The 13,139-nt window shown below is 39.8% G+C and carries 13 protein-coding genes; 4 read left to right on the forward strand and 9 right to left on the reverse strand.

Annotated features, from left to right (window positions below; all coding sequences use genetic code 11):
* Nucleotides 1–285 precede the first annotated feature (285 nt).
* Complete coding sequence (locus Q0791_RS06005) at nucleotides 286–2,259, reverse strand: BCCT family transporter (RefSeq protein WP_299003783.1); 1,974 nt, start codon at nucleotides 2,257–2,259, stop codon at nucleotides 286–288.
* A gap of 476 nt (nucleotides 2,260–2,735) precedes the next feature.
* The gene (gene fadR / locus Q0791_RS06010; RefSeq protein WP_299003785.1) at nucleotides 2,736–3,455 is read right to left on the reverse strand and encodes a fatty acid metabolism transcriptional regulator FadR; all 720 of its coding nucleotides are present in this window, start codon (nucleotides 3,453–3,455) and stop codon (nucleotides 2,736–2,738) included.
* Between the two features lie 312 nt (nucleotides 3,456–3,767).
* Here fadR and nhaB point away from each other — a divergent pair, with 312 nt between their 5' ends.
* Nucleotides 3,768–5,348, forward strand: coding sequence for a sodium/proton antiporter NhaB (gene nhaB, locus Q0791_RS06015; RefSeq protein ID WP_299003787.1), 1,581 nt, complete (start codon nucleotides 3,768–3,770; stop codon nucleotides 5,346–5,348).
* Between the two features lie 68 nt (nucleotides 5,349–5,416).
* Nucleotides 5,417–5,947: a disulfide bond formation protein DsbB gene (gene dsbB / locus Q0791_RS06020; protein WP_299003789.1), complete on the forward strand. Its 531-nt coding sequence runs from the start codon at nucleotides 5,417–5,419 to the stop codon at nucleotides 5,945–5,947.
* Here the strand turns inward: dsbB and Q0791_RS06025 are convergent.
* From Q0791_RS06025 to Q0791_RS06035, 3 genes are all read right to left on the reverse strand, one after another.
* Nucleotides 5,910–6,128: a hypothetical protein gene (locus Q0791_RS06025; protein ID WP_299003791.1), complete on the reverse strand. Its 219-nt coding sequence runs from the start codon at nucleotides 6,126–6,128 to the stop codon at nucleotides 5,910–5,912. The genes dsbB and Q0791_RS06025 overlap by 38 nt on opposite strands.
* Before the next feature lie 23 nt (nucleotides 6,129–6,151).
* Nucleotides 6,152–6,355, reverse strand: coding sequence for a hypothetical protein (locus tag Q0791_RS06030; RefSeq protein WP_299003793.1), 204 nt, complete (start codon nucleotides 6,353–6,355; stop codon nucleotides 6,152–6,154).
* 266 nt (nucleotides 6,356–6,621) lie between these two features.
* Nucleotides 6,622–7,434: a sulfite exporter TauE/SafE family protein gene (locus tag Q0791_RS06035; protein ID WP_299003795.1), complete on the reverse strand. Its 813-nt coding sequence runs from the start codon at nucleotides 7,432–7,434 to the stop codon at nucleotides 6,622–6,624.
* A 263-nt stretch (nucleotides 7,435–7,697) separates the two neighbouring features.
* Between Q0791_RS06035 and Q0791_RS06040 the strand changes: the two genes are divergently transcribed.
* Nucleotides 7,698–8,675, forward strand: a complete 978-nt coding sequence (locus Q0791_RS06040) for a DUF1852 domain-containing protein (RefSeq protein ID WP_299003817.1) — start codon at nucleotides 7,698–7,700, stop codon at nucleotides 8,673–8,675.
* Between the two features lie 355 nt (nucleotides 8,676–9,030).
* Entirely contained in the window at nucleotides 9,031–10,089 is a 1,059-nt protein-coding gene (locus Q0791_RS06045; protein ID WP_299003797.1) for a methionine synthase, read from the forward strand.
* A 110-nt stretch (nucleotides 10,090–10,199) separates the two neighbouring features.
* Here Q0791_RS06045 and Q0791_RS06050 read toward each other — a convergent pair whose 3' ends face one another.
* From Q0791_RS06050 to Q0791_RS06065, 4 genes are all read right to left on the reverse strand, one after another.
* Complete coding sequence (locus Q0791_RS06050; RefSeq protein WP_299003799.1) at nucleotides 10,200–10,628, reverse strand: hypothetical protein; 429 nt, start codon at nucleotides 10,626–10,628, stop codon at nucleotides 10,200–10,202.
* 180 nt (nucleotides 10,629–10,808) lie between these two features.
* The gene (locus Q0791_RS06055) at nucleotides 10,809–10,949 is read right to left on the reverse strand and encodes a hypothetical protein (RefSeq protein ID WP_299003801.1); all 141 of its coding nucleotides are present in this window, start codon (nucleotides 10,947–10,949) and stop codon (nucleotides 10,809–10,811) included.
* 194 nt (nucleotides 10,950–11,143) lie between these two features.
* Entirely contained in the window at nucleotides 11,144–11,860 is a 717-nt protein-coding gene (locus Q0791_RS06060; protein WP_299003803.1) for an HNH endonuclease, read from the reverse strand.
* Nucleotides 11,861–11,933: 73 nt separating this feature from the next.
* Nucleotides 11,934–12,788, reverse strand: coding sequence for an EVE domain-containing protein (locus tag Q0791_RS06065; RefSeq protein WP_299003804.1), 855 nt, complete (start codon nucleotides 12,786–12,788; stop codon nucleotides 11,934–11,936).
* Between the last annotated feature and the right edge of the window lie 351 nt (nucleotides 12,789–13,139).

Consider the following 13,139-nt stretch of genomic DNA (forward strand, 5'->3'; position numbering starts at 1 on the left):
GAAAAATAAGCCATGTAGAATGAATGAGTTATAAAAAATAAAAACGAATAAATAGGCGTTTTTTTTGTTAAAAAATACCTTGAATAGAAGCTGAAGATAGATGTAAAACATCTTCAATAAAATACAGTACTGAAACTGACATAACATTGACTTTAATTACTTGAAAAAATAGCTTAAAAGAAAAAACCCTGTGTATTGTCATACACAGGGTTTTTTGTCTTCTAATAGCATTCTTAATGAAAGATGATCAGTAATTCAAACACCCTTCATACATCTGAAAAGGGCTTAAGCTTCTTCGCCTAAGTACTCTGAACTGGATAAATGTAAATAATGCAAATATCGCTCATATTGTGTAACCACATCTGCAAGCAATTGTTCTTGAGTATACCCCATCACATCATAATGCTGACCACCATGCTCTAAGAAGACTTCAACTCGATAATAACTGTCTTCTCCCTCTTCTATCTCACTTTCAATAGGATTTGGAATGGTATGGGCACGAATACGTAAGCCATAAACGAAATCATCTTGTTCATCTTCTTTGATCACAAAGCGCACACGATCGCCAATATAGCGCACCTCAGCATGAATATTACGCTTTTGAAAACTTGAACACGCTTTTGACAGTGCTGGAGCGGCGACCTCCTTTAAGAAGGACTGTGCCTCTTCTTGACTAGGGTGACATACCAGCACATCGATGCGCTCTTCCCAGCTCACATTGGCTTTGGCATATTGCACACTGGTGTTATGGGACTGCACGCTATTGAGTTTAAGCCAATCATCTTTCAGTGCTTTATACAAACCTAAGCACATGAATAACATGACCAATAAGAAAGGTAATGCACTCGCAATGGTCACCGTCTGCAATGCTTGCAGTCCTCCAGCCAGTAATAACACCGATGCCACCACACCTTGAAGTAAGGCCCAGAAAACACGTTGCCATACGGGGGCTTCAGCATCGCCCCCTGAGGTCAGGTTATCGATAACCAAAGAACCCGAATCCGATGAGGTCACAAAAAAGGTGATAACAAGACACAAACCTATCGTTGACAGTAAAGTTGGCATAGGTAAATATTCAAAAAAGCGAAATAACGCCACCGACACATCCGATGAGACCGCCTCTTTTAAATATAACGCCCCATGATTTGCGATAGCATCAATAGCGGTATTACCAAAGACTGTCATCCATAAAAAAGTAAAGGCTGAGGGCACAAATAACACGCCAACAAGAAACTCTCTAATGGTACGACCCCGTGAAATGCGTGCGATAAAAGTCCCCACGAAAGGTGACCATGAAATCCACCAGCCCCAATAGAGCAGCGTCCACCCCCCTAGCCAATCATTTTTTTGCTCATACGCATATAAATTGAACGTTTTCCCTACAATATCGCTTAAATAGCCACCGGTGTTTTGCACAAAAGCCCGTAATAAATCCACTGTTGGACCAAATAAAAGGACAAAAACCAATAATAAAAAGGCTAAACCTAAGTTAAGCTCACTGAGTCGTTTAACCCCTTTATCCAACCCTGAAAAAACAGACAAAGTCGCAATAAAGGTAATACCGATAATGAGTAATACTTGCAATGTTGTGGAAATCGGCCAACCCAATAAATAATTCAAGCCAGAATTGAGTTGTAATACACCAAAGCCTAAGGATGTTGCCACACCAAACAGGGTGCCCAATACTGCAAAGGTATCCACCGCATGGCCCATTGGCCCGTATATCCGCTCTCCGATAAGAGGATAAAGTGCACTTCGAGGCAATAAAGGCAGCTTATGACGATAAGAGAAGTACGCTAAACTCAGTGCGACAATGGCATAAATCGCCCACGCATGGATCCCCCAATGAAAAAAGGTGATCTTCATGGCTTCTTTTGCCGCAGCAATGGACTCTGGAGGAGTATCGGGCGGCGAAAGGTAGTGCATGACAGGCTCTGCAACACCAAAAAACATCAAGCCAATGCCCATGCCCGCAGAAAACAGCATGGCAATCCAGCTTTTATAGCTGTAATCAGGCTCAGCATGATCTGGGCCTAACTTGATATCACCAAAGCGGCTAACCATCAAAAATATAATAAAAATAAGGAAAACAGCGACACCCAGAATATACAGCCAACCGGTTTTGACTTCTAGCCAGTGTTGCATTGATTTGAAAACAGCTTGAGATTCTTCGGGCCAAAATGCCCCAATCGATACCATTAAAAAAATCAGTATTACGGATGAAAAAAATACAGGAGCATTGATGCTCGACTTAATCATTTTAACCTCTCAGAATAGCTCATCAATCACTCATGCCAAAGGGCATGATAAAATGAACTTTCTACTCCAGAGTGATAACACATGAAAAAAACAGTACTCTGAACCCTAAAAGACATGGATTAATGACAATTTCCATCTTTTACAATCACAACAAAATACTCTTAATAAGTTACTTTGGTATAGGAGTGAATACCAAATCAACTCAATAAAGGATATTCGATAACGTTACTCGCTCACCCCTCGTCACGGGAATAAACACACAGCCTAACGCTATTGAATCGCCTTTCTTTCCACACAGCAAAGCGCAATACTAACACAAACTCAGGTTCAAAAGTGACTCATTATAAATAAACTTTAATCATCCGATGAGTGATATCGCTCAATCAATACGCTATGAATATTGATTTTTCTGCAACAAAAAGCCGCCTTTATTTGGCGGCTAGAACGCTATGATGTGTTAAATTCATTGAAAAAAACTAGTCATTACTTTGGCCTAAATCTAAAGGCATATCCTCACGCAAGCTTTGCCACATGACACCACTGTTAATGCCGTAGTTACGCATTAAAGAGGTCACCTCATGATAGTTACCCTTTTGCGCCAACACTTCCAATTGTTTATAAAAATCCAGTGCCAGAGCTCTAGCGTCTGAACTTGAAAAATAATAACGCCCAACACGACTATAGAGGCCTTTAAACCCATTTAAAATAAGCACATATAATGGGTTACCAGAAGAAAAAGCCAATGTATGCTGTAATTGATAATCAAAATCAGCATAGGCTTGTGCCGTATCTTCCAATGTATGGATCTGCGCCAAAATGTCGACAGCTTTATCAGGATTGTTGCGAATGGCCCCTTTAAAATAAATCGCACTGACATTACTTCTTGCTGACAGTAATTGATCGACGAGCTCGGGAAAACCATCAGGATTTAATTCTGCAATGGTCTCTAAAATATTTAGCCCAGACGTTTCCCAAAAATTATTAACCCGAGTTGGTTTACCATGTTGAATCGTCAACCAACCATCACGGGCAAGCCGCTGCAATACTTCTCGCAATGTGGTTCGAGTGACGCCAATTAATTCAGACAACTCTCTTTCGGCGGGTAAAATGGAACCTGGGGGGAACTTATTGTCCCAAATGGACCTTACAATATACTTTTCTGCAAAGCTTGCAGGACCTTTGGCATTGATTATCATCAGCCCGTGTTATCCCATTATTAGCATTAACTTGTTCACTGATCATACCAGAGCCATAAAAAATGGAAACCTTATCTCTCACATTTCTGTCACCCAAATCAACATATTGATGTTTAAATGAACTTATTTGATTCAAAATCACGTTTTTTTGAAAAAATAGCCAATTAAGATTCCTTAATCTGAAACTTACCTGTATTTTACGTGCAGAAATTTATTGAACCCAAACTTTGGATTTTCGCTATTTCAACGTGAAAAATGTTGTTAAAATGTTTTCCATTGTAAATCAAAGTAATTATTATTCGAGAAAATTTTATGACTACGACTATGAGTCAAGCTTTTATTCATAACTTCTTAGGCCAATCGCCTAAATGGTTTAAGCTCGCCATCTTGACCTTCCTCATCATTAATCCCATTATCTTTTATATTGATCCTTTTACTGCGGGTTGGTTACTGGTCATCGAATTTATTTTTACCCTCGCCATGGCCCTAAAATGTTATCCTCTGCAGCCGGGTGGCTTGCTCGCCATTGAAGCCGTGGCCATTGGCATGACCTCCCCCAGCCAAGTGCTGTATGAGATTGAAGCAAACTTAGAAGTTTTATTATTGCTCATCTTTATGGTCGCAGGCATTTACTTCATGAAACAGTTATTACTGTTTACCTTCACCAAGATCATCACTAAAATCCGCTCAAAAATCGCTGTCTCTTTAATGTTTTGTATAGCTTCCGCTTTTTTATCGGCCTTTTTAGATGCTCTGACTGTGATTGCCGTTATTATCACAGTGGCCGTTGGATTTTACAGTGTTTACCATAAAGTCGCTTCAGGCAAAAACTACGCCGATAATCACGATCATACCAGTGACAGCCAAGAGCACTTATGCGAAGAAGAACTAGAATCTTTCAGAGGTTTTTTACGTAATTTACTCATGCATGCCGGCATAGGTACCGCATTAGGTGGTGTCGCCACTATGGTCGGTGAGCCACAAAATCTGATTATTGCAGCACAGGCCAATTGGAGTTTTGGTGAGTTTTTCTTACGTATGGCGCCGATCACTATGCCCGTATTAGTTGCCGGAGTGATCACTTGCCTTTTGGTTGAGAAGTTCAAAATCTTTGGTTATGGTCAACAGCTTCCCGACGCTGTTCATAAGATTTTATCTGAATTTGACACCTATGAAGATGCTCATCGTACACCTCATGATAAAATGAAACTCATCATTCAAGCCTTAGTGGGAATATGGTTAATCGCAGGATTGGCACTGCATTTAGCGTCTGTCGGACTGATCGGCCTGTCAGTGATCATTTTAACTACCGCGTTTAATGGCATCACCAATGAACATTCTCTGGGTAAAGCCTTTGAAGAAGCCTTACCTTTTACCGCGCTACTCGCCGTCTTTTTTGCCATTGTCGCCGTCATTATCGATCAACATCTGTTTGCCCCAGTCATTCAATGGGCGCTGAGTTATGAAGGCAATACTCAGTTAGTGATCTTCTATATCGCTAATGGCTTGCTGTCTATGGTCAGCGATAATGTCTTTGTGGGTACGGTTTACATTAATGAAGTCAAAACCGCCTTACTGGATGGCAAGATCACACGAGATCAATTCGATTTGCTGGCCGTTGCCATCAATACGGGGACTAACCTGCCATCGGTTGCCACCCCTAATGGTCAAGCCGCCTTCTTATTCCTACTAACTTCAGCCATTGCCCCCTTAGTTCGTTTATCCTATGGTCGTATGGTATGGATGGCACTGCCTTATACCATAGTGCTATCCATTATTGGGATCTTGATGATCCAATTAGGCACATTAGAACATTTCACTCAAATGCTCTATGATAACCAGCTGATCTCAGAAGCATCAGATATAGTCCACAAGGCTACGTCTAACCACTAATAATGATAGACTATTTAGGCTTTAACTAAGACCCACTTTACGCGTGGGTTTTATTGAGGAGAACTCTTTTGAACACTTTGATCCATTTTGCACAATCCCGCCTAGCGTGGTTAACGCTAACATTGAGTGCAGCATTACTGCTCATTATCGCCTTATTTTTTCAATATGGCATGTCCCTTAATCCCTGTGTCATGTGTATTTACCAACGACTCGCTGTCATCGGATTAATGCTGGCAGGCATAGTAGGCACGCTAGGCTATCGCTCACGGTTCTTTCGCTTAATAGCCGTTATCCTTTGGGGGATAAGCAGTATTTGGGGGCTTAAATTCGCCATAGACTTAGTGGATCTGCAAATGAATCCTTCTCCTTTTGCCACTTGCGCTTTTCTACCGGAATTCCCAAGCTGGATGCCTTTACATGAATGGCTGCCCAGTGTGTTTATGCCATCAGGCATGTGCACAGACGCACCTTGGATTTTTGGCGGACTCTCTATGGGTCAATGGATGATTGGCATTTTCAGTGCTTACGTCATTGCATTAGTGATTTTCATCATTCCCACACTCATGAAAAATATTCATCAAACACCCCGTCCCATGTAATAAAGATCACCTTTCTGACATGCTCATCCATAAAAAATGCGGCTTTTACAGCCGCATTTTTATTACATTCCCTAAAGTTAGCCACACCAAGCAATTGCGCTTCAACTTGATAGGCAAGCTGAAATACCCTATGAATTGACTTCGCCACAGTCTGTTTGTCATGCTCAAGTTTTTCTATCATCACTTTCTCACACTGATAATAGGTTAACTATCAACCCTTTCCTTACTTTCCTGAGCTGTTTGTTTTTCATTTAACAATTTAATTAGCTGAAGTTGAGACTCTGCTATGGACTGCTGAGCGCTTGCAATCTCGCTAATGCGATTAAGTAATTTGACAGCAAAAACGATAATCCCAACAACCATTGCCAGCTGAAAAAATAGGGCTAAAAATGTGACGCCTGCAAACATATACAATCCTTAAATAGTGAATGGCACCTAACGCCTCATTAAGAGGCAAAATATTATTATTAAAATATCGGCACACGAAAGTAACCAACTGCTTTATATCATTTTTTTTACAAATTATGATATCCCTTCATCCCTTTTTGTTTTCTGACATTCATAAAAACAGTATTTGATTAACACTCTCAATCATGAATATCTCATCAGTCACGGGGATAAATACTGCAAAAGCGCAGTCATGTTCAAAAGCGACACCTCAAGATGGCTTGTCATTAATGCATCATCATATTGACTGCCATCACTAACAATAACACCGCAAAGATTTTTTTAATGGTCGACACTGGCAAATAATGGGTCGATTTAGCGCCTAAGGGCGCCGTAAACCAAGACGTGCAAACAATACCCAATAACGCGGGTAAATAGACAAACCCAGCAAATCCGTTCCCTAAAGCAAAATGTGCACTTCCTGAGCTGATATAACCGATAGAACCAAATAAGGCGATGACAATACCGCAAGCAGACGCACAGCCTATGGCTTTTTTCATATCCAATGAGAAAAATGTCAGCAAAGGCACCAAAAGCGCACCACCACCAATGCCTATCATGGCAGACAAGCCACCTGTGATCGCCGTAAGAAAGGTGAGCAAGCCTTTATTGGGCATTTGGCGTGCTTCAGACGGGACACTTTTGTTACTGCTATAAAGCATTTTCAGCGCAATAAGCACCACACTTACCACAAAGACTAAACGAACCGCAGCTTCAGGTAAGAGTGCGGCCATAAAACCACTGATCAATGCCCCAAGCGCCACACCAGTCATGATCCAAGGGGCGAGATCCCAAGGCACATTGCCTTTTTTATGGTGAGCCATTGCCGAAGCCGTCGATGTGAATAATATTGATGCCAATGAGGTTGCAACGGCAACGATCACCACTTGATCAGTGGGAACAAGATTGAAGTGAAGTAAAATACTGCTCAGCACTGGCACAATAATTAATCCTCCGCCAATGCCTAACAATCCTGCTAAAAACCCCACGCCACTGCCCAGTAACGCGCAGAATAACATTAATAATATTAATTCACTCATTCGGCCCACTTCTTATTTCATCAAAGGTTAAAAAGGGCACCAATATAGCCGACACTCGCCACACAATTCAAATGAATACCCAATGAATATTTCTCATGTTCAATGTGAAATAAATGCGCTTTTCAACCTGTCTTCGAAGCAGTATAAAGTCATTACACAACGAATACTCAATTAACTAATACCCAATTAATTCAGAACTAATAAATTCAAGTTCAATTAACTCAGGAACAGGATACCCAATGAATACAGAAGTGAATACAGACGTGAATACAGACGTTAGCTTTTCCATTAAACGCATTTGTCTCGATGAAAATTATCATCCCTCGAACAATACAAGGATCACCACCAACTTTGCGAATTTAGCGCGAGGCGATCACCGCCAAGCTAACTTACGCAACGCGTTAACTATGATTGACAATAGCTTTAATGCTCGAGCCCATTGGGATAACCCTAAAGGGGATCGTTATTCTGTCGAACTTGAGATCATTTCTGTTGATATGGCTATTGAAGGTGATGCCGCACCCTTTCCATCCATTGAAATATTGAAAACCCATATTGTGGATCGTCAAACAAACAAACGCATAGAAGGCATTGTCGGCAACAATTTCTCCTCTTATGTACGGGATTATGATTTTAGCGTATTACTGGCGGATCATAATAAAGATAAAGCCCAATTTAGCATTCCCAATAACTTTGGCGAACTCCATGGAAAACTGTTTCAGTACTTTGTGAATTCAAATGTTTACAAACAACATTTTAATAAACTACCAGTGATCTGCCTCAGTGTATCGGATAACAAAACCTATCAACGCACTGAAAATCAGCATCCTGTATTAGGCGTTGAATACCAGCCAAATGACACCTCTTTGACTGAGCAATACTTCAAAAAAATGGGCTTACAAGTGCGTTATTTTATGCCGCCAAACAGTGTGGCGCCTTTGGCTTTTTACTTCTTTGGGGATTTACTTAATGACTACACCAGTTTAGAGCTTATTAGCACTATCAGCACCATGGAAACCTTTCAAAAAATTTATCGACCCGAGATCTATAATGCCAATGCGGTAGCAGGTCAATCCTACCAACCTAACCTAAAGAATCGGGATCATTCATTAACCCAAATTGTTTATGACAGAGAAGAGCGAAGCCGATTAGCCAGCGATCAGGGGAAATTTGCTGAACAATACTTCATCAAACCTTACCAAAGCACCCTTGATCAATGGGCTGCCACTGTCAATCAGTAGTTATGGCAATCGCTCCATTCGTCATTCGCCATTCGCCATTCGTTAGTGCAAAAGTAAAAGGCAAAAGTAAAAGCGAAATTAAATGAGCCGTTTACACTCACTCGGTTCAATCATTAACTCAACTAAACGGCATCATAGATTATGAAAAGACTTCTACCTACATCCACTGCAGGCAGTTTGCCTAAACCCGCTTGGCTTGCAGAGCCTGAAACACTTTGGTCACCTTGGAAATTACAAAAAAAATAGTAAAAAGCAGCATTAATCAATCAGCATAGCAATATTAAATAGTTAATTGAATAAAAAGGTTACCATCACTCGGTTCAATCATTAACTCAACTAAACGGCATCATAGATTATGAAAAGACTTCTACCCACATCCACTGCAGGCAGTTTACCTAAACCCGCTTGGCTTGCAGAGCCTGAAACACTTTGGTCACCTTGGAAATTACAAGATGAAGCATTAACCGCTGGCAAACGCGATGCGTTACGTTTATCTCTACTCGATCAGCAACAAGCCAATATTGATATTGTCAGTGATGGCGAGCAAACACGGCAACATTTTGTCACCACCTTTATTGAGCACTTAAACGGCGTTGATTTTAACCAGCGACAAACCGTTAAAATTCGTGATCGCTATGACGCCAGTGTCCCCAGCGTCGTGGGCGCTGTGTCCCGTTCAAAAGCTGTGTTTGTTGAAGATGCCAAGTTTTTACGCCAACAAACCCAGCAACCCATTAAATGGGCACTGCCCGGCCCCATGACCATGGTAGATACCTTGTATGATGCCCATTATAAAAGCCGTGAAAAACTCGCTTGGGAATTTGCCAAAATTCTTAATCAAGAAGCCAAAGAATTAGAAGCAGCAGGCGTGGATATTATTCAATTTGATGAGCCCGCCTTTAATGTCTTTTTCGATGAAGTCAATGATTGGGGCATTGCCGCGTTAGAGCGCGCCATTGAAGGCCTGAAATGCGAAACGGCGGTGCATATCTGTTATGGTTATGGCATCAAAGCCAATACTGATTGGAAAAAAACCTTAGGTTCCCAGTGGCGGCAATATGAAGAGGCTTTTCCCAAACTGCAGCAATCGAGTATCGATATTATCTCGCTGGAATGCCACAACTCCCATGTGCCAATGGAGCTGCTTGAACTCATTCGCGGCAAAAAAGTCATGGTCGGTGCCATAGATGTTGCAACGGATACCATTGAAACACCAGAGGAAGTGGCCAATACCCTTAGACACGCCCTTAAATTTGTCGATGCCGACAAGCTCTACCCTAGCACCAACTGCGGCATGACGCCGCTTTCCCACCCAGTGGCAACTGGCAAACTCAAGGCACTCAGTGCTGGCGCCGCTATCGTGCGAGAAGAGCTTGTAAACGCGAGTGCCAGTTTTAGTGCCAGCTCGAATTAACGTTTAACCTTGCTTCATACAAACATAAAGCTGACGTGGCGCTCAACACCGTGAGCGTCACGTCAGCCAAGGATAGTCGGCTTAAAAGCTAAATCATTAAACAGAAGCTTTCACTCGTATTTTGATTGAGTTAAATAACCTGTAGAAACGCGTTTTAGAATTTCTTTCTTCCCATCAACATTATCTTTATAAATAAAAGTCCCTTCGGTCACTGAAAGCACTTCTACACAGAATTCTTCATTTGGATCCATCATTCCATAAGTATCAAATTGAAACTTAATACAGCTTTGATTACCTCTCATTTCCCACAATCCATGTGCAAACCAATATTCAGTCTTATTTTCATCATAATACCCAAATCCATGAAAACGCCCTTCTGGAATATAGGTAACATAGGAAATAATCTCACCTTCAGGGGTATAGTACTCAGCCCATACACCATGCAATAAAGACTTTATATCATTCTCTTTGGTCCCAGAGGAGCTTGAGCACGCGATAAGATTAAACCCTATTAAAAATATCAATATTATTCTGATCATTTATACTTCTTCCTTGAAAGTTATTTTTTAATACCTTTGCTTTCTTTCTGACACAAAAGCTGGTTATCATTCATCCAACTTAGATTTAAAAAATCTGTGCCATGAGCTTCTTCACTCACATTTAGGTTGATTTTACACAAAACTTATTGATAAATAAATGATATTTTACATTATATTAACTTAAATCACTACGCGAAAGCCAAAATCCCATGCGCCGTCGAAATCTTTACGTGTAAATGCGCGATAGATGTCTATTGAGCCTTCACCACCATGACTATTTCTGTCGACTTTTTTGTCGCAAGTATAAAAATTACGTATCATTATTCCGCATTCCTTTTCAGTTGATTTATCTCAAATCCATCAAACACCATAACGCAAAATCAACTTAGACATATATGGTAATGGCCAACTAATTTATGACTTTTCCCTTCTCATCATTAAGAGCATCTTTGAAGCCCTACATTCTATTTATTATCAATAAATTATTGATAATTCATGGCAGAATTTGATTATTTTTAACTGCAATCTTTATTTATTATCACTTTAAGTTCATCAGGTAAAAGCGTGTGCCCCCCTCGATGCAACATCGCATGACAATTCGGGCAAACGGGAATGAGATCTTTCAAGGGATTAAGCTTATACTCAGCTTTTATTTCTGACAAAGGTACTATGTGATGAACATGAATAAACTCTTTACCTCGCACGCCATAGATTTTTTCAAAATTGAATTCACATATTTGGCAAATATACCCAAACTTTTTTAGGCATTCTTGACGAGCAGCTGTATTTCTTTCATAAGCATTAACCGTTATTGTTTTTGTCATTCCCTCAAAGTACGAACTTCCACTCATATGCACTTCTTCACTGGATATAATATTTAATGGTATCGCCCTAAACACATCATTTTCGACTAATAATTTCCTTTTTTCTAATAACGGACTAAAACCATCAGCAACTGTCTCACCTTTTTTATTTTTCTTTGTTTGAGTTTTAAACACTAAAAGCTCATAACCTTGATGTCTAATCTTATTGATATGTTTCAGGGAGTGAGAATAACCATTTTTAGCCCATGTTGGACTAAGAATTAGATTATTATTTGGGTCATTCGAACAATCTAAGCTAAAAAGCACCTGTTTTTTAGCGTCACTGCAATACGAATATTTCCCTTGCGTAGACTGAAATGACAATCCCATCACTCTATTCACAAAGCTGGTTCTTGATTCTTTATTCATATTGACTTCTCGTTAATGATAAATGTGTATTGCCATTCAAATAGTAACAATAAAAAATACAAGCTTTCATTAGCTAAGATTTTGTGTCCACTTTGCCTATTTTTAAATTAAATTCATTATTATGAGTTTTATTCAACTTCAATAATTCTAACCAAGGATCTTCAGCATCTATCATGTGTACCGCTCTATGACAATTAGCACACAATATCCCCAAATCGGACACTTTAGTTTTTTCACCTGCTTTTAGTAAATGAAGAGGCTTTTTATGATGAGCTTCCGCGTAACTAAAACCATATCGTTTAGAAAAATCATAACCACAAGCCTCACAAAACAAGCGGTTATGCTCTTTGACGAAACTCTCTTTTGCTTTTCTTACTAATTTAGGATCACGTTCTTTTAACTTATGCGCACGTATTCGGTATCTAGTTTCATCACTCTCATATTCATCGTTAGGGTCATCAAATTGTTCACCTGTCCACATGAGCCAGATTTTGTTAAATTGTTCAATTGTCAATCGAAAATTAGTCCCCTGACGTGCTGTTAATAACTGCATTTGCGCTAAAATTGGATCAGATAAAAGTATTGATGATTCAACCAAACCCGACATCAAATCAAGACGTACAGATTCTAACTTGATACCAACTTTAATTTCAGATACCTCTCTCTTTTCCCAATACTCTTCAAGCAAAAACTCAGGATATTTAACCTTATTCTTATGTATGGGTTTCTCAACGAGAATCCCAAAAGCAACTAAGCCATAAGGATCTTTAAATTTACCTTTAGATCTCCATATAAATACACGATCCCCGATCTGCATTTCATTTTGATGTTTTCGGTGTTTTACTGCCCAATAAATGTAACTAAAATCTCTTAGATATGTATCAATATCAAAATCTGAACGATTACCACGAAATATCCAATCAGCCACAAAATTTCCTTATAAAATTTTATTCTTTACCCCATCAGACCATCTACCTAAAAAGTAAACATATACTTTCCTACTCTCTAGTTAGTCAATATTCGTAACATCAGCATCAAAAAAATCTTGGGTTTCCTATCTCATCATTAAGAGCATCTCTGAAACCCGTTATCATATTGATTGTCAACGGCTGGCTTTAACTATTTTGCGTAAGGTAGATGCCATACTGCTTTAGCTTGTTTTGAAGTGGTCAACTAATTCTGGCCACGGATTTATGTTCGCTCTTAAATAATTGTTCGGATCTGTTAGGTGTTAAACCTCCATTATATTGATGAGGCCTAACTGAGTTGTAATACCGGA

It is taken from the genome of uncultured Shewanella sp. (assembly GCF_947495455.1).
In the GTDB taxonomy this organism is placed as follows: Bacteria; Pseudomonadota; Gammaproteobacteria; order Enterobacterales; family Shewanellaceae; genus Shewanella.

Coding starts and splice junctions, on each gene's coding strand:
- Q0791_RS06045 (WP_299003797.1), top strand. CDS start 9,031: ATGAAAAGACTTCTACCCACATCCACTGCAGGCAGTTTACCTAAACCC.
- Q0791_RS06035 (WP_299003795.1), bottom strand. CDS start 7,434: ATGAGTGAATTAATATTATTAATGTTATTCTGCGCGTTACTGGGCAGT.
- nhaB (WP_299003787.1), top strand. CDS start 3,768: ATGACTACGACTATGAGTCAAGCTTTTATTCATAACTTCTTAGGCCAA.
- Q0791_RS06030 (WP_299003793.1), bottom strand. CDS start 6,355: ATGTTTGCAGGCGTCACATTTTTAGCCCTATTTTTTCAGCTGGCAATG.
- Q0791_RS06060 (WP_299003803.1), bottom strand. CDS start 11,860: ATGAATAAAGAATCAAGAACCAGCTTTGTGAATAGAGTGATGGGATTG.
- Q0791_RS06050 (WP_299003799.1), bottom strand. CDS start 10,628: ATGATCAGAATAATATTGATATTTTTAATAGGGTTTAATCTTATCGCG.
- Q0791_RS06025 (WP_299003791.1), bottom strand. CDS start 6,128: ATGATAGAAAAACTTGAGCATGACAAACAGACTGTGGCGAAGTCAATT.
- fadR (WP_299003785.1), bottom strand. CDS start 3,455: ATGATAATCAATGCCAAAGGTCCTGCAAGCTTTGCAGAAAAGTATATT.
- Q0791_RS06005 (WP_299003783.1), bottom strand. CDS start 2,259: ATGATTAAGTCGAGCATCAATGCTCCTGTATTTTTTTCATCCGTAATA.
- Q0791_RS06055 (WP_299003801.1), bottom strand. CDS start 10,949: ATGATACGTAATTTTTATACTTGCGACAAAAAAGTCGACAGAAATAGT.